The organism is Streptomyces sp. NPDC006326, assembly GCF_040612915.1.
Lineage (GTDB): Bacteria > Actinomycetota > Actinomycetes > Streptomycetales > Streptomycetaceae > Streptomyces.
On the sequence record NZ_JBEXRC010000042.1, the window covers coordinates 12,688 to 33,490 of the forward strand.

The 20,803-nt window shown below is 71.8% G+C and carries 19 protein-coding genes; 14 read left to right on the forward strand and 5 right to left on the reverse strand.

Annotated features, from left to right (window positions below; all coding sequences use genetic code 11):
• Position 1: 1 nt before the first annotated feature.
• Complete coding sequence (locus ABZ128_RS27230; RefSeq protein WP_356851507.1) at positions 2 to 1,909, reverse strand: helix-turn-helix domain-containing protein; 1,908 nt, start codon at positions 1,907 to 1,909, stop codon at positions 2 to 4.
• A 324-nt stretch (positions 1,910 to 2,233) separates the two neighbouring features.
• On the opposite strand from ABZ128_RS27230, the gene ABZ128_RS27235 reads away from it, so the two are divergent.
• Together ABZ128_RS27235 and pabB are read left to right on the forward strand one after the other, a co-directional pair.
• Entirely contained in the window at positions 2,234 to 2,986 is a 753-nt protein-coding gene (locus tag ABZ128_RS27235; protein ID WP_356851509.1) for a class I SAM-dependent methyltransferase, read from the forward strand.
• Positions 2,987 to 3,016: 30 nt separating this feature from the next.
• A complete protein-coding gene (gene pabB, locus ABZ128_RS27240; RefSeq protein WP_356851511.1) occupies positions 3,017 to 5,179 on the forward strand; it encodes an aminodeoxychorismate synthase component I in 2,163 nt (720 codons plus the stop codon).
• Here pabB and ABZ128_RS27245 read toward each other — a convergent pair.
• Positions 5,106 to 6,134, reverse strand: a complete 1,029-nt coding sequence (locus ABZ128_RS27245; RefSeq protein WP_356851512.1) for a transaldolase family protein — start codon at positions 6,132 to 6,134, stop codon at positions 5,106 to 5,108. The two genes, pabB and ABZ128_RS27245, sit on opposite strands and share 74 nt — an antisense overlap.
• Before the next feature lie 302 nt (positions 6,135 to 6,436).
• On the opposite strand from ABZ128_RS27245, the gene ABZ128_RS27250 reads away from it, so the two are divergent.
• Genes ABZ128_RS27250 through ABZ128_RS27270 form a run of 5 tightly spaced genes read left to right on the forward strand, consistent with a single transcriptional unit; the run spans position 6,437 to position 11,418 of the window.
• Complete coding sequence (locus ABZ128_RS27250; protein WP_356851513.1) at positions 6,437 to 7,606, forward strand: 3-deoxy-7-phosphoheptulonate synthase; 1,170 nt, start codon at positions 6,437 to 6,439, stop codon at positions 7,604 to 7,606.
• A gap of 30 nt (positions 7,607 to 7,636) precedes the next feature.
• Positions 7,637 to 8,407 (forward strand): 2,3-dihydro-2,3-dihydroxybenzoate dehydrogenase, encoded by a 771-nt coding sequence (locus tag ABZ128_RS27255; protein ID WP_356851515.1) that lies wholly within the window; start codon positions 7,637 to 7,639, stop codon positions 8,405 to 8,407.
• A 58-nt stretch (positions 8,408 to 8,465) separates the two neighbouring features.
• Complete coding sequence (locus tag ABZ128_RS27260) at positions 8,466 to 9,140, forward strand: isochorismatase family protein (RefSeq protein WP_356851517.1); 675 nt, start codon at positions 8,466 to 8,468, stop codon at positions 9,138 to 9,140.
• Positions 9,137 to 11,020 (forward strand): anthranilate synthase family protein, encoded by a 1,884-nt coding sequence (locus ABZ128_RS27265; RefSeq protein ID WP_356851519.1) that lies wholly within the window; start codon positions 9,137 to 9,139, stop codon positions 11,018 to 11,020. Before ABZ128_RS27260 ends, ABZ128_RS27265 begins: the two co-directional genes overlap by 4 nt.
• Positions 11,017 to 11,418, forward strand: coding sequence for a hypothetical protein (locus ABZ128_RS27270; RefSeq protein WP_356851520.1), 402 nt, complete (start codon positions 11,017 to 11,019; stop codon positions 11,416 to 11,418). Before ABZ128_RS27265 ends, ABZ128_RS27270 begins: the two co-directional genes overlap by 4 nt.
• Positions 11,419 to 11,442: 24 nt before the next feature.
• Here the strand turns inward: ABZ128_RS27270 and ABZ128_RS27275 are convergent, their stop codons facing one another.
• Entirely contained in the window at positions 11,443 to 11,955 is a 513-nt protein-coding gene (locus ABZ128_RS27275) for an AtaL-like protein (protein WP_356851521.1), read from the reverse strand.
• Between the two features lie 223 nt (positions 11,956 to 12,178).
• On the opposite strand from ABZ128_RS27275, the gene ABZ128_RS27280 reads away from it, so the two are divergent.
• From ABZ128_RS27280 to ABZ128_RS27300, 5 genes are all read left to right on the forward strand, one after another.
• Positions 12,179 to 12,874 carry an SDR family oxidoreductase gene (locus ABZ128_RS27280; RefSeq protein ID WP_356851522.1) on the forward strand — a complete coding sequence of 232 codons (696 nt, stop codon included), beginning with the start codon at positions 12,179 to 12,181 and terminating at the stop codon, positions 12,872 to 12,874.
• A 218-nt stretch (positions 12,875 to 13,092) separates the two neighbouring features.
• Positions 13,093 to 13,863, forward strand: a complete 771-nt coding sequence (locus ABZ128_RS27285; RefSeq protein WP_356851524.1) for a transketolase C-terminal domain-containing protein — start codon at positions 13,093 to 13,095, stop codon at positions 13,861 to 13,863.
• A complete protein-coding gene (gene aroA, locus ABZ128_RS27290) occupies positions 13,860 to 15,137 on the forward strand; it encodes a 3-phosphoshikimate 1-carboxyvinyltransferase (protein WP_356851525.1) in 1,278 nt (425 codons plus the stop codon). Before ABZ128_RS27285 ends, aroA begins: the two co-directional genes overlap by 4 nt.
• Positions 15,138 to 15,161: 24 nt before the next feature.
• Positions 15,162 to 16,352, forward strand: a complete 1,191-nt coding sequence (locus tag ABZ128_RS27295) for a 3-hydroxybenzoate 6-monooxygenase (protein ID WP_356851527.1) — start codon at positions 15,162 to 15,164, stop codon at positions 16,350 to 16,352.
• 169 nt (positions 16,353 to 16,521) lie between these two features.
• Positions 16,522 to 17,052, forward strand: coding sequence for a hypothetical protein (locus ABZ128_RS27300; RefSeq protein ID WP_356851529.1), 531 nt, complete (start codon positions 16,522 to 16,524; stop codon positions 17,050 to 17,052).
• A gap of 57 nt (positions 17,053 to 17,109) precedes the next feature.
• On the opposite strand, the gene ABZ128_RS27305 is transcribed toward ABZ128_RS27300, so the two are convergent.
• A complete protein-coding gene (locus ABZ128_RS27305) occupies positions 17,110 to 18,051 on the reverse strand; it encodes an NADP-dependent oxidoreductase (RefSeq protein WP_356851530.1) in 942 nt (313 codons plus the stop codon).
• 137 nt (positions 18,052 to 18,188) lie between these two features.
• Here ABZ128_RS27305 and ABZ128_RS27310 point away from each other — a divergent pair, with 137 nt between their 5' ends.
• Positions 18,189 to 19,193 (forward strand): aldo/keto reductase, encoded by a 1,005-nt coding sequence (locus tag ABZ128_RS27310; protein ID WP_356851532.1) that lies wholly within the window; start codon positions 18,189 to 18,191, stop codon positions 19,191 to 19,193.
• Between the two features lie 2 nt (positions 19,194 to 19,195).
• Positions 19,196 to 20,050 (forward strand): arylamine N-acetyltransferase, encoded by an 855-nt coding sequence (locus tag ABZ128_RS27315; RefSeq protein ID WP_356851533.1) that lies wholly within the window; start codon positions 19,196 to 19,198, stop codon positions 20,048 to 20,050.
• Between the two features lie 164 nt (positions 20,051 to 20,214).
• Here the strand turns inward: ABZ128_RS27315 and ABZ128_RS27320 are convergent, their stop codons facing one another.
• Positions 20,215 to 20,700 (reverse strand): hypothetical protein, encoded by a 486-nt coding sequence (locus ABZ128_RS27320; RefSeq protein ID WP_356851535.1) that lies wholly within the window; start codon positions 20,698 to 20,700, stop codon positions 20,215 to 20,217.
• Between the last annotated feature and the right edge of the window lie 103 nt (positions 20,701 to 20,803).

Consider the following 20,803-nt stretch of genomic DNA (forward strand, 5'->3'; position numbering starts at 1 on the left):
ATCAGCCGATGGTCTGGCGGGGCGCGCCGCGGCGGCCCTGGTTGAGGGCCCGGCGGGTGCGCTGGAGCTGGAGTGCGAGCTGGACCTGGAGGGCCTGGGTGGGCTTCTGCCAGTCCTCGCCGAGGATCTCCGTGATCCGCTCCAGGCGGCGGGAGACCGTGTTGGGGTGGACGTGCAGCGACTCGGCGGCCCGTGAGGGGCTGTTGGCCGAGGCGAAGTACGCCTCCATCGTGCGGATCAGCTCCGTGTACTGCTGGTCGTCGTAGTCCAGCACGGGGCCGATGGTGTCGTTGATGAACCCGGCGATGTCCGGCTTCTCGGAGAGCAGCACGCCGAGGAAGCCGAGCTCCTCGGGGGAAGCGGTGCTGCCGGTGCCGGTGAGCGCCGCCACCGCGTCGAGGCAGCGGCGGGCCTCCTGGTACATGCGGACGATGCCGACCGGGTCGTCGACGGGACCGGCGGAGCCGGCCGTCACCGGCTTGCCGAGTACCTCGGAGAGCTCCTTGGACGCCGTACGGGCGATGGCGCCCGCCTCGGTGCCCGGCAGGAGGAGCACCACCACGTCGCCGTCCACGCTCTTGAGGCCGTGGTGGCGGTTGGCGTACGAGGCCGCCCAGGCGAGCACGCGGCCCTGGACCCCGCCCTCGGGGCGGGCGATCACGATGACGTGGGGTTCGTCGAGGTTGAGCGCGAGCCGGCGGCTCTGCTCGGCGATCTGTACGGGGGACAGCGAGGTGCCCCGGAGCAGGTCGTGGAAGAATTCGTCGCGCATGTGACCTTCGGCTGCGGCCATGCCCTGCTCCATGAGCAGGACCACGGCGGTCACCTGGGCGGTGAGCGCGAGGAGTTGGATCTGGCGGTCGGTGACGGGCTCTTCGCAGACCAGGATGAGCGTGCCCAGCATGTCGTCGCCCGCCGCGACCGAGGCGACCCAGGCGCCGTCGCTCGTGCTGCGCGGCTGCCGGTCGGTGTGCGCGTCGAGCAGCACCGTGCGGATCTCCGCCTCGTTGAGCTGCGGGGGCTCCCCGCCCGGGCAGGCGAGGTCGCGGCCGGCGGCGTCCCGTACCAGCAGGGTGCCGTCGAGGCCCTTGACCGCCTCGGCGGCCAGGTTGCCGAGGCCGGCGCCCTGGAGCACCAGGTCGAGCAGACGGCCGTGCGTCTCGCGGAGCTGGCGGGCGGTGGTGGAGGAGTCCAGGGCGCGTGAGGTGTCCTGCTCCAGTTCCTCCACCTCGTACCGGGTCTGCTCCAGCAGCCGGGCCTTTTCGATCGCAACGGTTGCAAGGTCGCCGAGCGAACTCATCAGCGACACCTCGTCGGGGGTGAAGTGCCGGATGTGCCGGTCGGCGACGTAGAGCGCGCCCAGGGCGGTTCCGGCGTGCCGCAGCGGCACGGCCATCACGGCGTGCAGCCCCTCGGCCTGCACCACCTCGTCGATCACCGGGCTGTGCTGGAAGGTCTTGTCGTTCATGTAGTCGGCCGACCAGAACGGGGCCGAACCGTCCGAGGCGCGCTTGCCGACGCCGCCGCCGGTCAGCGGGATGGCGAAGCCGATGGTCAGCGCGGAGGCGTGGCCGTCCGCCGAACGCACCCGGGACACCTGCGCCTCGCGGTCGTCGAAGCTCACCCAGGCCATGTCGAGCCCCAGCAGCAGGCGGGCGCGCCGGGTGATCACCTTGAGGAGTTCGTCGAGGTCGTACGGGAGGGTCAGGTCCCGCGCGGTGTCGACGAGCGCGGCGAGGCCGGCTTCGCGCTGCTGGCGCCGCACGAAGAGGGCGCGGATGCCGAGGCTCTGGTCCCTGGCCCTGCTGAGCTGGGCGAGTGCGTCCCCGGACAGACCGGATTCACGTGCTTTGCGGACCACCTCGTCGAAGGCAGCCGCAGGCGCCTCTCTGTTCAGCAGTTCCAGCATTTCGTAAGCGTGGTCAACCACGACTTCCCCCGACCCCCATAAAGCCGTTCACGATTGCACCAACTGAGATGCAAGCAATCCCTGGCCCGCCTGAAAGTATCGCTTGGGGCAAGAATCGGTCAAGAAACGCCGAGCAAGTGATCACAGGTCAGCGACGCGGAGGGTGATCGGATCACCACTCTCCATGAGTGATGCTGTCACCTGGGCACCTTCTGGTCCAGGACCACTCAAGGGCAGGCTGAGCGCCGAGCGTTCCGGTGCCGGCACCACCGCCGGCACCCCACCGCGCCGTCCAGAGCCCGTACGTCTTCACGAGGAGTTCGCATGTCTCAGCTGTCTCAGCTGGATCAGCTGTCTCAGCTCCAGAGCTACGAGCGGTCGCTGCTCCGCAGCCGGCTGTCCCTGACCAGGGAGGACCGTCCCCGGGTGTTCACCCTCGGCGACCGCGAGTGGGACCTGTTCGACGAGGTCTTCGCCCCCGTCTACTCCCCGTCCACGGGGGTGGCACTGGAGCTGCTGGGCCTCAACGTCCCGCAGGAGACGCCGCGTTCGGGTTCGTTCCTGGAGATAGGCTGCGGGACCGGTGTGATAGCCGTGACGGCGGCACTGGCCGGATACGACCGGGTGGTCGCGGCCGACATCAGCCCCTCCGCCGTGGAGAACGCCTCCGTCAACGCCGAGCGCCACGGGGTGGCGGACCGTCTGCAGGCCGTGCACAGCGACCTCTTCTCGGGTCTGCGCGAGGAGGAGCGGTTCGACCTCGTCTTCTGGAGCTCCAACTACGTGATGGGGCCGGAGAGCTACGAGTACAAGTCGGTGCACGAGCGGGCCTACGTGGACACCGGCTACCAGACGCACCGCCGCTACCTGGAGCAGTCCGTGCACTGGACCGCCCCGGGCGGCCGCGTCCTGCTGCACTTCAGCGACCGCGGCGACCTGGCCGCGCTGCACGAGATCGCCGACGCCTGCCGGCGCGAGCTGGAGACGGTGGCCAGCTGCCGGGTCCGCGAGGGGGAGTACGGAGAGGACATGGTCGAGCACATGCTGATCGAAATCAAGCCAACTGCCGCAAACTAGGCCTGAGCCGCTCCGGGGGGAGATTTCATCGTGCGTACGCTTCTGGTCGACAACTACGACTCTTTTACCTATAACCTCTTCCACTATCTGACCGAGGTCAATGGTCGGGAGCCGGAAGTTGTTCGAAATGACGACCCTCATTGGAAGATCGAACAACTGGCCGCGTTCGACAACGTGGTCGTCTCGCCCGGCCCCGGGACACCGCGCCGCGCCGCCGACTTCGGCATCTGCGCCGAGATCGTCCGGCACTCGCCCGTGCCGCTCCTGGGCATCTGCCTCGGCCACCAGGGCATCGGCCACCTGCACGGCGCCACCGTCGACCGGGCCCCCGAGCCCCGGCACGGCCGCACCTCGCCCGTGCTGCACGAGGGCACCGGCCTGTTCGCCGGACTGCCCTCCCCGATGGAGGTGGTGCGCTACCACTCCCTCGCGGTGACGGACCTGCCCGAGGAGCTGGAGGCCACCGCCTGGACGCCGGACGGCATCCTGATGGGGCTGCGCCACCGGAAGAGACCCCTGTGGGGGGTGCAGTTCCACCCCGAGTCCATTTGCAGTCAGTACGGAACCGAGCTGCTCGCGAACTTCGCCGAGCTGACCCGCTCCCACCAGGCGGAGCACCGGACCGTCCGCCCCACCGCCGCGGCCCCCTCACCGGCCGCGGCCCCGGCCCCGGCCCCCGCCCCGGCCCCCGCCGCCCCGGCGCCCGAGGCCGCGCCCGCCGCAGCCCGCCGGCTGCGCCTGACCACCCGCCGGCTGCCCACCCGCTGGGACGCCGAGACCGTCTTCGACCAGCTGTTCCGCGGCAACGACCACGCCTACTGGCTGGACAGCAGCCTGCCCGGCGGCGACCGCGGCCGGTTCTCCGTCATGGGCGACGCCACCGGACCGCTGGCCCGTGTCGCCACGGCCGACGTCTGGAGCGGGGTCGTCACCGTCACCTCCGCGGGAGGCGACAGCGAGCTGGTCGCCGGCGCGTTCCTGGAGTGGATCGACCGCGACCTGCGCTCCTTGCACACTGAGCTCCCCGCACCCTCCGAGCTCCCCTTCGACTTCACCCTCGGCTGGGTCGGCTACCTCGGCTACGAGCTCAAGGCCGAGTGCGGGGGCGACCTCGTGCACCGCTCGCCCGTCGCCGACGCCACCATGGTCTTCGCCGACCGGGCCCTGGTCCTCGACCACGCCACCGGCACCACCCACCTGCTCGCCCTCGTCGAGGAGCAGGGCGCTCCGCACGCGGCCGAAGCCGCCGCCGAGGCCTGGCTGATCGGCACGGCCGAACGGCTCGGACGGCTCGCCGGCCTGCGCCTGCCGGCCCCGCCGCCGGCCGCCGCCGGCGGGGAGATCACCCTGCGCCACGACCGCGCGGCCTACCTGGACCTGATCGACACCTGCCTGGAGGAGATCTCCGCCGGGGAGACCTACGAGGTCTGCCTCACCAACATGGCCGAGGCCGAGACCGGGCTGGACCCCTGGACCGCGTACCGCACCCTGCGCCGCACCAGTCCGGCACCGTTCGCCGCGCTGCTCCAGTTCGGCGAACTGTCGGTGCTCAGCACCTCGCCCGAGCGGTTCCTGCGGGTCTCCCGCGACGGCCTGGTCGAGTCCTCGCCCATCAAGGGGACCCGGCCCCGCGGCGCGACGCCCGCCGAGGACGCGGCGCTCGTCGCGGACCTGCTGGGCGACGAGAAGGACCGCTCCGAGAACCTCATGATCGTCGACCTGGTCCGCAACGACCTCGGCCGGTGCGCGGTACCGGGCTCGGTCGAGGCCGAGGAGCTCTTCCGGGTCGAGACCTACGCGACCGTCCACCAGCTGGTGAGCACCGTACGGGCCCGGCTGCGGCCGGAGGCGAGCGCCGTCGACTGCGTACGCGCCGCCTTCCCCGGCGGTTCGATGACCGGCGCGCCCAAGCTGCGGACGATGCAGATCATCGACCGGCTGGAGGCCGGCCCGCGCGGGGTCTACTCGGGCGCCATCGGCTACTTCTCCCTCTCGGGCGCCGCCGATCTGAGCATCGTGATCCGCACCGCCACCGTCACCTCCGGCCGGGTCTCGTACGGGGTGGGCGGAGCCGTGGTGGCGCTGTCGGATCCGGCCGCGGAGTACGAGGAGACCGCGGTCAAGGCTGCTCCGCTGCTGGCGCTGACCGGTACTCGCTTCCCGGAGAGGCAGCGAGACCGGATCCCCTCCTGAGCAGCCAGCGGTGCTGGAGGCGGGCGAGCTCCGCCGTCTCCAGCACCGCGGCGACCTGCGCCGCCGGGACGCCGAGCCGTTCCAGCGCCTGCAGGGCGCAGGTCGCGGCCCCGTCCCCGTTCAGCAGGGTGTCCCCGGACAGCTCCGCGTCCTGCGCGGCCTCCTCCAGGGTGTCCACGGACAGGGCGAGGGCCGTGTTCCAGCCGATGAGCGTGCCCACACTGCCGTCGGCCCCGGTCCCCCACAGCAGCCGCGGCTGCGGCGCGCCGTTGGCCCGCAGCACCCGCCACCAGTCCCCGGAGAGCCGCTCCTCGCGCAGCCGGTACATCCTGCGGGCCACGGCCAGTCCGGCGGCCCCGCGGACCTCGTGGCCGGGGTCCACCCCCAGCTCGTCCAGCCGGGCGTCGACCTCGGCGTCGAAGAGGCCCACCGCGAAGGAGGCCACCATCGGGGCCTCGCCGAGCGGCCGGCCGGAGGCGAGGGACCGCTCCAGCCCGTCGACGTACGCGTCGAGCACCTCGGCGTACCGCTCGCCGGAGAACACCATCGAGGCGTGCACCCCGATCCCCTCGGCGAGGCAGTCGGCGAGCGCCTCCAGGCCCGCCGCGGTCATGGGAAGGCGCACCAGTGCGTTGGCGCGCGCCACCGAGCGGTGCACGGCGCGGGCCGCCGTGGCGAGCGCCCTGGCGTCGTGGGCCCACCGGGGCGACACCGCCACCGAGACGTGGCCCACGGTGCCCTTGCTCACCTCGTAGACGGGGAGCAGGAGGTCGCAGGCCCGGCGCAGCTGGGCCAGGGTGCTTCCTGCGGGCGCCAGGGCGTTGTGGAAGTGGGATCCCAGCGTCGGATACCGGACCCCGGCGTCGAACTCCTCGGGGTCGTGCGCGCTCAGCCAGGGCGAGACACCCTCGGACACCAGTTGCTTCAGCAGCGCTCCAGCTCCTTGACTAACCACGATCCCGACCTTAGAACGTCACGACATGCGCCTGAAATAGTGCGGTGATGGTGTGTCAAGTGCCGCTTCTTGCATGTGCTCTGTGCCTCACCACGTGTGCGGACCCTAAAGGGTCCGGCGGCCGGTCCGTCCCGCGCGTCGGGGTAGTGCGTCAGGTGTATTCCGCGCGCCCGCTCACGACCTGACCGAACGCGCCCCCACCTGACGAAGTGGGGAATCTCTGGTGGTTCACCCGTTTCCCCGTTTCACACACTTCTCGCTGCATCTGATGTCACGGCAGGTTCAGCACTGGGAGGTGCCACATGTACGGTGTTGCACGCTGGAAATCATTGCCCGCGGGCCAACAGCCCGTTTGGCCGGACGAAGAAGCCCTGGACAATGCCAGGGCGGAGCTCGCGGACGCCCCGCCCCTCGTGCGCCGGGAGGACGTCGACGCCCTGCGGGCCCTGCTCGCCGCGGCGGCGCGGGGCGAAGTGCAGGTCGTCCAGGGCGGGGACTGCGCGGAGGACCCCGCCGAGTGCACCCCCGGCTACGTGGCCCGCAAGGCGGCCCTCCTCGATGTGCTGGCCGGTGTCATGAAGACGCGCTCGCTCAAGCCCGTGATCCGGGTGGGCCGGCTCGCCGGGCAGTTCGGCAAGCCCCGCTCGAACCCGACCGAGACCGTCGCCGGCGTCGAGCTGCCGGTCTACCGCGGGCACATGGTCAACAGCCCGGAGCCGGACCCCGAGCTGCGCCGCCCCGACCCGCAGCGGCTCGTCGCGGGCTACCGGGCCGCGGCCGGCGCCATGGAGCTGCTGGGCTGGCACGGCGAGCAGCGCCCCTCCGCGGCCGAGGCGCCCGTGTGGACCAGTCACGAGGCGCTGCTGCTCGACTACGAGGGGCCGATGGTGCGCACCGAGCCGGACGGCTCGCGGCTGCTCACCTCGACGCACTGGCCGTGGATCGGTGAGCGCACCCGCGAGCTGGACGGCGCCCACGTCGAGCTGTTCGCGACCATAGCCAACCCGGTCGCGACCAAGGTCGGACCGAAGATGACCCCGGCCGAGCTGGTCGAGCTGTGCGGGAAGCTCGACCCGGACCGCGAGCCGGGCCGCCTCACGCTGATCTCCCGGATGGGCCAGGGCACCGCCGCGGCGAAACTGCCGGAACTGGTCCGAGCGGTCCGCGAGGCCGGCCACCCCGTGCTGTGGATGTGCGACCCGATGCACGGCAATACGGTCAGCGCCCCGGGCGGGGTGAAGACCCGCTATGTCGAAACCGTCGTGCGCGAGGTCGAGGAATTCCAGAAGGCCGTGGTCGAGAACGGCGGCGTCGCGGCCGGACTTCATCTGGAAACGACCCCCGACCAGGTCCACGAATGCGTTGCCGACGAATTCCACGTCGATGAACTGGGCGAGAAGTACACCTCGTTCTGCGACCCGCGTCTCAATTCCGACCAGGCCGTCGAGGTCGCCTCGGCCTGGCGCGGCTGAGGCCGAAGAAACAAAGGGGGTTACTCCATCATGGAAGGAAAGATCGCTCTGGTCACCGGAGCGGCCGGCGGCATAGGCGAGGCCATCGTCCGCGCCCTGGCCTCCCGGGGCGTACGGGTGGCCGCGGTGGACCGCGATGCGGACCGGCTGCGCGAGGTGGCCAAGTCCGTCGGCGAGCAGGGCGGCCGGGTCGACCCGTTCCCGGCCGACGTCACCTCCAGCGCGGACGTCGAGGCGCTGGTGGACGACGTCGAGGCGCTCGTCGGCCCGCTCGACTTCCTCGTGAACGCGGCGGGCGTGCTGCGGCTCGCCGAGGCGCGCAAGCTCACCGACCAGGAGTGGAGCACGACGTTCGCGGTCAACACCACGGGGGTCTTCTTCGTCTCCCGCGCGGTGGTCAACCGCATGGTGCCGCGCCGGCGGGGTGCGATCGTCACGATCGCCTCCAACGCCGCGGGCACCGCCCGTACGGAGATGTCCGCGTACGCCGCCTCCAAGGCGGCCGCGACCATGTTCACCAAGTGCCTGGGGCTGGAGGTGGCCAAGTTCGGCATCCGCGCGAACCTCGTGGCGCCGGGCTCCACCGACACTCCGATGCTCAGCTCCATGTGGCAGGACGAGAGCAGTGCCCGCGCCTCCATCGAGGGCGTGCCGGACGCGTACCGCGTGGGCATCCCGCTGGGCAAGCTGGCGCGTCCCGAGGACGTCGCCGAGGCGGTCGTCTTCCTGCTCTCCGACAAGGCCGCCCACATCACGATGCACGACCTCACCGTGGACGGCGGTGCGGCGCTCGGTGCCTGAGACCGGTGCAAGCAGTCAGCGAACCGTGAACGAGAGCGTGAACGAGAGGGAGAAACGCATGGCAGGGATACCTGCGATCAGCCCGTATCCGATGCCGGCGGCGGCCGACCTGCCCGCCTCCGCCGTCGACTGGGAGGTCGATCCGGACCGCGCCGTCCTGCTGGTGCACGACCTGCAGAAGTACTTCCTGGCCGCCTTCCCCGCGGGTGAACAGCCCGTCGTGGACCTGTCCCGCAACGCCGGGGAGCTGCGCGTCCGCGCGGCCGAGCTCGGCATCCCCGTCGCCTACACCGCACAGCCGGGCGGGATGACGCCCGAGGAGCGCGGTCTGCTCAAGGACTTCTGGGGCCCCGGCATGCAGCCGAGCCCGGAGCACCGCCAGGTCGTGGACCCGGTGGCGCCCGCCGACGGCGACTGGATGCTGACGAAGTGGCGCTACAGCGCCTTCTTCAAGACCGACCTGCTGGAGCGGATGCGCGCGCAGGGCCGCGACCAGCTGATCATCTGCGGGGTGTACGCCCATGTCGGCGTGCTGATGACCGCCGTGGACGCCTTCACCAACGACATCCAGCCCTTCCTGGTCGCCGACGCCATCGCCGACTTCAGCTGGGAGGACCACCGGATGGCGCTGGAGTACGCCGCGGGCCGGTGCGCCCGGCTGACCACGACCAAGGAGCTCCTGACGGCCCTGCCCGAACGGGTGGCCGCGTACGCGGGAAGGGAATCCGCATGACCGGGGACCTGCTGGGCCGGATCCTCACCGGCCGGCCGCCGGCCTTCGCCCTGATCCACCGGCCGGAGACGACCGTCTCCCGCCACATCGACCTCTTCCTCGGCGAGTTCACCGAGGCGGACACGCTGGCCGACATCCCGCTGCGGGACCCGGAGGCCGGTGCCGGCGCCCGTCAGGACGTGCTCACCCTGGTCCCCTACCGGCAGCTCGCCGAGCGCGGCTTCGAGGCGCCCGACGACGGCACCCCGCTGCTCGCCATGGTGATCGAGGAGCAGGCGCAGCTGCCGCTGGAGACCGTGCTGGGCCGGATCGCCGACGCACCGGTGCACCTGGCCGCGGGCGGCGACTTCGACATCGACGACGACACGTACGCCGAAACGGTCCGCCGGGTCATCGCGGACGAGATCGGCACCGGTGCCGGCGCCAACTTCGTGATGAAGCGGTCCTTCGTCGCCGACATCAGCGACTACTCCGTCGACGCGGCGCTGCGGTTCTTCCGCCGCCTGCTGGAGCGGGAGACCGGCGCGTACTGGACCTTCATCGTGCACACCGGCGACCGCACCCTCATCGGCGCCTCCCCGGAGCGGCACGTGAGCGTCAGCGGCGGCCGGGCCGTGATGAACCCCATCAGCGGCACCTACCGGTTCCCCGCCTCGGGCCCCGAACTGCCCGGCGTCATGGACTTCCTCGCCGACCGCAAGGAGGCCGACGAGCTGTACATGGTCGTCGACGAGGAACTGAAGATGATGGCCCGGATCTGCGAGTCGGGCGGCCGGGTGGTCGGCCCGTACCTCAAGGAGATGGCCCGGCTGGCGCACACCGAGTACTTCATCGAGGGCCGTACCTCCCGCGACCCTCGGGAGATCCTCCACGAGACCCTGTTCGCGCCGACGGTCACCGGCTCCCCGCTGGAGAGCGCGGGCCGCGTGATCAGGAAGTACGAGCCCCAGGGCCGCGGCTACTACAGCGGGGTGCTGGCCCTGATCGGCCAGGACGAGAACGCCGGGCAGACGCTGGACTCGGCGATCCTCATCCGCACCGCCGACATCGACGGCAGCGGCCGGATGCGCATCGGCGTCGGCGCCACCCTCGTGCGCCACTCGGACCCCCTGTCGGAAGTCGCCGAGACCCGGGCCAAGGCCGCCGGTCTGCTGGCGATGTTCGAGCAGTCCGGGCCGCGGCGCTTCGGTGACCACCCGGACGTACGGGCGGCGCTGAGCCGGCGCAACGCGACCATCGCCGGCTTCTGGCTCGACGACGACGCCTCCCGCACCCGGCCGGTCCCGCTGCTGGTGGGCCGCAAGGTGCTGGTCGTCGACGCGGAGGACACCTTCACCGCGATGATCGAGCACCAGCTGCGGGCCATGGAGGCCGACGTCACGGTCTGCCGCTTCGACGAGCCGTACAGCTTCGCCCCGTACGACCTGGTCGTCATGGGACCGGGGCCGGGCGACCCGCGGGACGTGGACCACCCGAAGATCGCGCACCTGCGGTCCGCGGTGGACACCCTCCTCGCGGAGCGGCGGCCGTTCCTCGCGGTCTGCCTCAGCCACCAGGTGCTCAGCATGAAGCTGGGCCTGCAGCTGCGGCGCCGGGAGCACCCCAACCAGGGCGTGCAGCGGGAGATCGAGCTGTTCGGGCGGCGCGAGCGCGTCGGCTTCTACAACACCTTCGCCTCGCAGAGCGCCGCGGACACCGTCGAGGTGCCCGGCATCGGCACGGTCGAGGTCTGCCGGGAGGCGGAGACGGGCGAGGTGCACGCGCTGCGCGGGCCCGGCTTCCGCTCGATGCAGTTCCACGCCGAGTCGGTGCTCACCGAGGACGGCATCCGGATCGTCGGCGACGCCCTGTCGGGCCTGCTCCAGGAGCAGTTGGTGTGAAGGCGACGGTGGCCTGGTGGGACCTGTCGGGGTCGGGGCACAGCATCGCCTCGCTGCGGGCGTACCTGCGCGATGAGGCGGTCGACCGGTTCGCGGCCGTCGAGGGCCTGCGGCTGAAGTTCTGGATCGCGGACCCCGCGACCGAGCGGTGGGGCGCGGTGCTGCTGTGGGAGTCGGCGGAGGCGGCGGCCCGTCCGCTGGCCCCGCGGGCCGCCGAGCTCATCGGGCGGGCACCGGTGCAGTACTCGGTGTTCGACGTCGAGGCGACGGTCGAGGGCGTCCACACCCTGCCCGCGCTGCCCGGGCTCGACCTGATCCGGGAGGGCGGGCCGCTCGCGCAGGGCGGGCAGGACGGCCGGACCGGGCCGGGCGCCGTCGCGCAGGCGGCGCCGGCCTGAGCCGGGGCGTACGCGTACGGCCCCTCACTGCCCCTGCGGGCCGTGGGGGGCCGTCGTCGTGGCCGCATCGGCCGCGGAGCCCATCATGACCCGGTGCAGCACCTGGGTCATGGCCTCCAGCGTGCCGTGGAAATCGCAGTCGAGGTCGCGCAGATAGGTGTTCTGCGCCAGGATCGCGGCCGCCGGGCGCTCGGTCAGGGTGATGCTCAGCGTCAGCGTGAGCCGTCCCCGGTCGTCCTCGCCGATCTCATTGCGGATCTCCGCGATGTCGGTGTCGTCCAGATGCCGGTAGGTAATGCGCCCCGCGCTCTCCTGCGGGGTGACCCGCTGCAGGAACGTCTGGTCGCCGCGCCGGATTTCGCGGAGAAAACCATCGGCGTACCACTCGGCGATCCGGCATTCCGTAATGGCCGGAACATAGTCCACCGGGAACTGCGCCTTGTGTAGCAGCGCCTGCCACAGGTTCTCCCGCGTCGGACCGCCACCACACTCCTGACCTGCGTCGACTACCGGACGGGTCCATGAAAGCGTCAGCATCGATCTCCCTTTTCCGCCGCTGGGCCGGCGTGCAGCATCAGCCGGGAGAACGCCCCTGTCAAAGCCGCTCACAGCATTACGTCAGATGCCCTCAGGACCTGACGAAGTGACCGAACCCCACTGCCCCGGGGACCCCTCTTTCTTGCAGGGTGACGGTTGGTTGATGGCGTTCCACAGAGCGCCTTTCCCGTTAAATCCGACGCGGAGAATCAGGAGAACGCTGATGTCTGAACGGTTCGACGGCCAGGTCGTCCTCGTCACCGGAGGAGGCGAAGGCATCGGCCGGGCAGCGGCGGTTGCCTTCGCCCGGCTCGGCGCCCTCGTGGTGGTCGCGGGCCGCCACCCGGAGACGCTCGAAGGAACGGTCAAGCTGATCCGTGACGCGGGCGGCCGGGCCGACAGCGTGACCGCCGACGTGTCGGACACCACGGCCGGGGCCGGCGCGGCCCACGTCGTCGCCGAGACCGTACGCCGCCACGGCGCCCTGAACGTGGCCTTCAACAACACCACCGAACTGGGCCCGCACCAGAGCGTCGCCGACATCGACGAGACCGTCTGGGCCGAGACCCTCACGGCCAACCTGACGGGCGTCTGGCTCTCCATGAAGCACGAGATCGCCCACATGGAGACCGCCGGCGGGGGAGTCATCGTCAACACCGCCAGCAACATCGGCGCGCAGGGGATGCTCCCGGGCCTCGGGGCGTACGCCGCCTCCACGGCCGCCGTCAGCGCACTGACCCGGACCGCGGCCCGCGAGTACGTCGGCCAGTCCATCCGGATCAACGCCATCAGCCCCTGCCCCCTCGGCCGGGGCGCCGGCGTCGAGGAGATCGCCGACACCGTCGTCTGGCTGGCCTCGGACGCGGCCGCCTACATCGTCGGGCACGACCTCGTGCTCGACCGCAAGACCAGCGAATGAGCAGCGGACGAGCGGCGAGCGAGCAGCGACCGAGGAGCGCGCGGCACGACGTGTGCCCCGGCGCGTGACCAGCAAGTGAGCAGTGCCCCGGCGCCCCCGGGGTCCGGCCGAGCAGAGGAGCCCTGAGCAGAGCGGTGAGCACAGCGGTGATCAGTCCCACGCAGACATCCCCGACATCCCCCCGTCCCTTCGAGTGGAGCGGCCTCCACCGGCGCGCCGTGGACACCGCCCGGGCCCTGGCCGTCGAGGCCGCGGGCCACGGCCGCGCGGGCACCGCCACGAGCCCCGCCCCCGCCGCCCACCTGCTCTTCCAGCGGCTGCTGCGCAACGACCCGGGCGACCCGGGCTGGTCCCACCGCGACCCCGAGGAGGGGCGCGCCCCGGCCGTGCACGGGGCCCTGTCGGCCGCCCGGGAGGAGACCGGGCGGCCTTCGCTCGTCGCGCTGCGCACCCTCACCGGCCGGCCCTCCCCGAGCGGGCGGGACAGCGGGCGGGACGGCGCGCGCGACGGCGGGCAGGACCTTCCGGTGCCCGACCGCTGCGGCGCCGGCGGGACGGAGCCCGCCGAGGGCACCGCGCGCGGCGGCTACGTCCTGGCCGAGGCGGAGGGCGGCGCCCCGCAGGTGGTGCTGATCGCCACCGGGAGCGAGGTGCCCGTCGCCCTCGACGCCCGGGCCATCCTCCAGCGCGAGGGCATTGCCGCCCGGGTGGTGTCCATGCCGTGCCCCCAGGGGTTCCGGGAGCAGAGCGCCGCCTACCGCGAGGAGGTGCTGCCGAGCGGTGTGCGGGCCCGGGTCTCCGTGGAGGCCGGCTCCGCGCTCGGCGGGTACCAGCTGTTCGGCGACGCCGGGATCCCGGTCGCGCTCGGCCAGTTCGGTGCGGGGGCCCCGTACGCCCCCCTCCACCGGCAGCACGGCTTCACCGCGGAGCGGGTGGCCGCCACCGCCCGGGCCGGTCTGGCCCGGGCCGCGCACCGGGAGGCGAGGTGACCGCCACCGTGTTGACCGCCCGGATCCCCGGCTCGAAGAGCATCACCAACCGGGCGCTGCTGCTGGCCGCCGCGGCCGACGGGGTCTCCCTGCTGCGCTCGCCGCTGGTCAGCGAGGACACCGTCGCCTTCCGGGAGGCCCTGATCGGCCTCGGCGTGCCCGTCGAGACGGGCGTGGACGGCTGGAAGGTGTGCGGCAGCGGCCGCGCCCCCGCCGCGGGGGGCACCGTGTGGTGCGAGGACGCAGGCACCGCCGCCCGGTTCCTGCCTCCGTTCGCGGCGACCGGAGCGGGCACCTTCACCTTCGACGGCACCGGCCAGCTGCGGGCCCGCCCGCTGCGGCCGCTGGCCGACGCGCTCGGCCGGCTCGGCGCGGACGCCCGGGTGACCGAGCCGGTCGGCGGTCTGCCGCTGACGGTCACGGCCGGGGGCCTGACGGGCGGGGAGCTGACCGTCGACGCCTCGCTCAGCAGCCAGTACCTCACCGGTCTGCTGATGGCCGGGCCGCTGATGCGCCGGCCGCTGACCGTACGCGGGCAGGGGCTGGTCAGCCGCCCGTACATCACCATGACGCAGGCGCTGATGCGCCACTTCGGCGCGTACGTCGACGAGTTCGAGGGCGGTGCCATCCAGGTGCTGCCCGGCGGTTACCGGGCCGCCGACCTCACCGTCGAACCCGACGCCTCCACCGCCTCGTACTTCTTCGCGGCGGCGGCCGTCACCGGGACCACCGTCACCGTCCCCGGACTGGGACGCGGCAGCGTCCAGGGGGACCTCGGCTTCGTGGAGGTGCTGCGCCGGGCGGGCGCCCGGGTGGAGATCGGCGAGCGGGAGACCACCGTCACCGGCACCGGGCCGCTGCGCGGCGGCTTCGACGTCGACATGGGGGACATCTCGGACACCTTCATGACCCTGGCCGCGGTGGCCCCGCTGGCCGACGCGCCCATCACCGTGCACGGCATCGCCCACGCACGTCTCAAGGAGTCCGACCGGATCGCCGCGGTCGAGGAGAACCTGCGGGCCTGCGGGATCCGCACCGAGTCCGGACCGGACCGGCTCACCGTCCACCCCGGCCGTCCCGCGGCCGCCGAGATCGCCTGCCGCCGGGACCACCGGATCGCCATGGCGTTCTCGGTGCTCGGCCTGCGGGTCCCCGGGATCACGCTCGACGACCCGTCCTGCGTCGGCAAGACCTTCCCCGGCTTCCACGCCGAACTGGAACGGCTCTTCCCGGCCCGTACGCGCCCCTACTCGGGCACCACCACCAGTCACTGACAACGAAAGGGATGTGAGACACCCATGGCCGACATACTCATCGCCGGCGGTGGCATCGGCGGCCTCGCCGCGGCGCTCGGGCTCGCCGGGCGTGGACACCAGGTCACCGTCCTGGAGCGCAGGGACGTCTTCACGGAGGTCGGCGCGGGCATCCAGCTCGGCCCGAACGCCTTCCACGCGCTGGACCTGCTCGGCGTGGGCCAGGAGGTCCGCGACCGCGCCGTCTTCATCGACGAGCTGCGCTTCATGGACGGCACGACCGGCGAGAAGGTCGCCGCGATGCCCGTGAAGGAGAAGTACCGCGCCCGGTTCGGGAACCCGTACGCGGTGGTCCACCGCGTGGACCTGTACCTGCCGCTGCTGGAGGCCGCCCGCCGGCACCCCGGCGTCGAACTGCGCGGCCGCCACCACGTGGTCGCGTACGAGCAGCGGGCGGGCGAGGTCACCGCCGTCCTCGCGGACGGCCGGCGCATCACCGGCGACGCGCTGATCGGCGCCGACGGCCTGCACTCGGCGATCCGGCAGCAGATGGTCGGCGACGGGGCCCCGCGGGTCTCCGGGCACACCATCTACCGCTCGGTGATCCCGATGGAGGAGGTGCCCGAGGAGCTGCGCTGGAACACCGTGACCCTGTGGGCGGGCCCCAAGTGGCACTTCGTGCACTACCCGATCGCGGGCTCCGAGCACTTCAACCTGGCGGCCACGCGGGACGACGGCGCCACCGAGGCGGTGGCCGGCGTGCCCGCCGAGCACGAGCACGTGCTGAACTCCTTCCCCGAACTGTCCGGTGCGGCCCGCAGGCTGCTGGAGCTGGGCCGGGACTGGAAGTCCTGGGTGCTGTGCGACCGCGACCCGGTCGACCGGTGGACCGAGGGCCGGGTCGCCCTCCTCGGCGATGCCGCACACCCGATGCTCCAGTACGCGGCCCAGGGCGCCTGCCAGGCCGTGGAGGACGCGGTGCTGCTGAGCGGACTGCTCGACGGCTGCCCGGCGGACTACGAGCAGCGGCTGGAGAAGTACAACGCGGCCCGGCGCGAGCGGACGGCCGAAGTGCAGCTGGTGGCCCGCGAGATGGGGCGCCGGCTCTACCACGCGGCAGGCGGGGCCCGCATCGAGCGCAACGCGATGCTGGCCTCGCTGTCGGACGACGACATGTACGACAAGGTGGCGTGGCTGCACGGCTCCCGGGAATTCGGAGCCGCTGCGGGCCGTTGACCGGGCCGGCCGCGCAACCGGCCGGGACGGTGGGCGCACGGGCGCCGTACGTGCCCCCCACCGCCCCTTGCGCCGCCGTTGTCGCCGTTGTCGCCGTGCGGGGGACTCGGGTCCTCTTTAAGCTGGATGTGCTCGGGGACTGCGCTCCATCAGTCTGTGAGGCAGAGCCATGCGAGGAGCATCCTGGCTTGCGATCACCGCTGCCCCGGTACTCGTCACCTCGGTCGCCTTCGGTCCGGCCGTGGCCGCGCCGGCCGCGCCGGCCGCCCCCGCCGCCAAGTGCTCCATGAGCAGGGACGACCTGAACTCGGAGCCGGGCAAAACCGTGTACCTGCTCCGCGGGAAGGGCTTCACTCCCGGGGCCACCTTCGAGCTCCGCGGGGAGTGGGTCACCAGCGGCAACGGTGGCATGGGGGCCGGCGGAACCGTTCCGGCCAACGGCACCATCACCCTCTCCGAGCTGCCCGCCGGCACGTTCTTCGTCAGCAGCAGCAAGGACGGGGACGTGTTCTGCGGCGCCACACCCAAGGAAAAGGCGGGCAAGAGCCGCCAGTACCGCAAGGGGTACGACCGGGGCTACGCCGACATCCGGCACAACTGCCGTGCCAAGCCGCCCCGTGACATCAACCGGCAGAGCATGGACTGGCGGGAGGGCTACCAGGACGGGGCCGCGAAGGCGACCGAGAAGTTCTGCCATTGACGTTGCCGGCCCCGGCAGGGCGGGTGCCGTGCCGGGGCCGGGGTGTACCGCCCGCGGTCAGATGGTGAGGACGATCTTGCCCGTAGTGTGCTTCGACTCGCTCAGTTCGTGGGCCTTGCGCACGTCCTGGAGCGGGAAGGTCTCGGCGACCACCGGGCGGATGCGGCCCGCCTCGGCGAGCTCGGCCAGCTGCTCCAGGACGGCGTGGTCCGGCGCCACGTTGACCGTGATGCCGCGCAGCCCCAGCGCCTCGGCCTTCGCCTTGATCTCCTCCAGGGCGAGGGGATTGGTCGCGCCGATGTAGGTGCCGCCCGGGCGCAGGATGCGCAGCGAGCGGTCCTCGTAGTCGCCGCCGATCAGGTCGAAGACGACGTCCACGTCCTGGACGGCCTCGGTGAAGTCCTGCGCCGTGTAGTCGACGAGCTCGTCGGCGCCCAGCTCGCGCAGCAGCTCGTGCTTGGCGGCGCTCGCCGTGCCGATCACGTACGCGCCGCGGGCCTTGGCGATCTGGACGGCCATGTGGCCGACCCCGCCGGCCGCCGCGTGGATGAGCACGCGCTGGCCCGGCTGGATGTCCGCGCCGTCCACGAGCGCCTGCCAGGCCGTCAGGCCGGCCATCGGCAGGGCCGCCGCCTTGACGTGGTCCAGGGCCTGCGGCTTGCGGGCGAAGTGGCGCGCCGGGGCGGCGACGTACTCCGAGTATCCGGCGGCCTCGTTCGGGAAGGACGGGAGGCCGAAGACCTCGTCGCCGACCTGGAAGCGGTTCTCGCCGGGCGAGACGGCCACGACGGTGCCGGAGACGTCCCAGCCGACGCCGAACGGCGGGGTGAGCCACAAGCCGAATTCACGGATCTTCCAGTCGATCGGATTCACGCCGGCGGCGTGGGTCTTTACCAGGATCTCCGTGGAATTGGGAGCGGGAATCGGGGAATCTGTCAGGTCGAGGACCTCTATTCCGCCGAGGGTTTCCTGACGTACGGTGCGCATGGTCTCTGTCATGCTGTGCATGATCCGCAAAGCCCGCGCGAGTTGTAAAGCCGCCTCTCCGTCTTCCGTCGAATTCAGGCCAAGTGGAACCTGACACAGCCATCGGGAATATCTTTTGAGGGCCGGTGCGCTGCCCAATGCTGGACGATATGACTCAGCTGCGATCACTTGGTTCGGCCGGCCCTGAGGTTTCCGCTCTCGGCCTCGGCCTGATGTCCATGTCCGACTTCTACGGCCCCGCCGACCGGGCCGAGGGAGTCGCCACCGCCCACGCCGCCATCGACGCGGGCATCACCCTCCTCGACACCGGCGACTTCTACGGCAGCGGCCACAACGAGCTCCTCCTGCGCGAGGTGCTGCAGAGCCACGACCGCGAACAGCTCACGCTCAGCGTCAAGTTCGGCGTGCTGCGCGACCCGGCCGGCGGCATCCTCGGCGTCGACAACCGCCCCGAGGCCGTCAAGAACTCCCTCGCCCAGACCCTCCAGCGGCTCGGCACCGACTACGTGGACGTCTACCGCCCGGCGCGCCTCGACCCGAACGTGCCGATCGAGGAGACCATCGGCGCCATCAAGGAGTGCATCGAGGCCGGCTGGGTCCGCCACATCGGCCTGTCCGAGATCGGCGCCGAGACGCTGCGCCGCGCCTCCGCCGTGCACCCCATCGCCGACCTCCAGATCGAGTACTCGCTGCTGTCCCGCTCGATCGAGGACGAGATCCTGCCGACGGCGCGCGAGCTCGGCACCGCCATCACCGCGTACGGGGTCCTCGCCCGCGGCCTGCTGTCGGGCCGCTGGAACCACCAGCGCGCCGCCGCGACCGACGACGGCCGCAGCAACTTCCCCCGGTTCAGCGGCGAGAACCTCGACCGCAACCTCCAGCTGGTCGCGGCCCTCGGCAAGGTCGCCGAGGCCAAGGGCGTCACCACCTCGCAGCTGGCCATCGGCTGGGCCATGGCCCAGGGCGTCGACATCGTGCCCGTCGTCGGCTCCCGCCGCCGCGAGCAGCTCACCGAGGCGCTCGGCGCCCTCTCCCTGGAGCTGACCGCCGAGGACGTCGCCGAGATCGAGCGCGCGGTGCCCGCCGAGGAGGTCGCCGGTACGCGCTTCGACGCCGAGGGCATGGCCATGCTCGACAGCGAGAAGAAGGGCTGAGCGTGAAGCCCATCGGCAGCGCCGCCCAGTGGCAGGCCGACCGCCTCGACGTCCAGGCGTACCTCGACCGCCTGGGCATCACCGGGCCGCTGCAGCCGGACGCGGAGACCCTGCGCCGGCTGCACCGGGCGCACGCCCTCGCCATTCCCTTCGAGAACCTCGACATCCTGCTGGGCCGGGGCATCGACCTCGACATGGACGCCATGCAGTCCAAGCTCCTGCGCAGCAGCCGCGGCGGGTACTGCTACGAGCACAACATGCTGTTCGCGGTCCTGCTGGAGCGGCTCGGGTACGAGGTCACCCGCCTGTACGCCCGCCCGCTCCTGGACGCGCCGAAGCCGCTGCCGCGGACGCACCTCGTGCTGAGCGTGGCCGTCGGCGACGAGACGTACCTCGCGGACGTCGGCTTCGGCGACGAGGGTCCCCTGGAGCCGATCCCGGTCTCCGACGGCATCGTCCGCGACCAGGGCGGCTGGGTGTACCGGCTGGCCCGGGTCGAGGGTTCGGACAAGGAATGGGTGCTCTCGCTGAAGCGGGAGGACGACTGGTTCCCGCTGTACTGGTACGCCACCGAGGCGCACCACCACATCGACTGCGTCGTCGCGAACTACTTCATCTCCACCCACTCCAGCTCGCCCTTCACCGGGCGGGTGTTCCTGGAGCGGATCGCCGAGGGATGGCGGCTCAACCTCAACCACCGCAAGCTCACGCTGACCCGGGCGGACGGCACGGTCGAGGTCAGGTCCGTCGTGGACGAGGAGGTGGCCGGCCTGCTCGCCGAGCAGTTCGGCATCGAGCTCACGCCGGACGAGGTCAAGGTGGTCGTCGCGGCGCTGCCGGCGCCCGACCCGGCCTGATCCCGGACACTGCCGCCGCGGGGCCCGTCACCTGGGTGACGGGCCCCGCTCGTGTGCCCGTACTCCCTGCGCAGCCGCGCGCACGCCGAAAAGCCGTACGGGCCCGGCGGGGGGGAGCCGGGCCCGTACGGGCGCTGGGGAAAGGGCGAGGGGCGGCGGGGTGCCTAGCGCGGCTGGACGGCGATGCGGGTGGCCTTGCCGGTGGAGGCGCCGCCGGTGACGAAGGTGCCGTCCAGGTTGTTGATCTGGAAGGCGAAGTCGAAGTTGGCGGTGTTGCGGCCCGTCACCGTGATGTTGGCCTTGAAGGTGATCGTGGAATTGGCCTTGCCGTCCGTGCCGATCAGGAAGGCGGTGTCGGTGTCGGAGTAGGTGCCGCAGCCGGTCTGCTTCCACTCGCCGTGCGAGGCGGTCGTGGTGTTGTTCGGCGAGGTGAAGTTGACGACGCCGGAGGTGGCGGTCGCGCTGCCGTGGTAGCTGCCGAGGAAGGTGTCGTGGGTGTTGTCGTCGACGACCTTCCAGCTGCCCGGCAGGGTGTAGCAGCCGCTGCCGCCCTCGACGGCCGCGGACGCCGGACCCGTGACGGCCGTCGCGGTGGCCAGCGCGGCGACACCGGCGAACACGGCGACCTTGAGACGGGTGCTCTTCAGCATGTGATTCTCTCCTTGAAAGGGAATGGGGGCGGCTTTCCCTTCCATGATGGCGTCCTTTTTCCCGTGGAGGTATGGACCAGTTGTCGATTCGTCAGGTCCATCT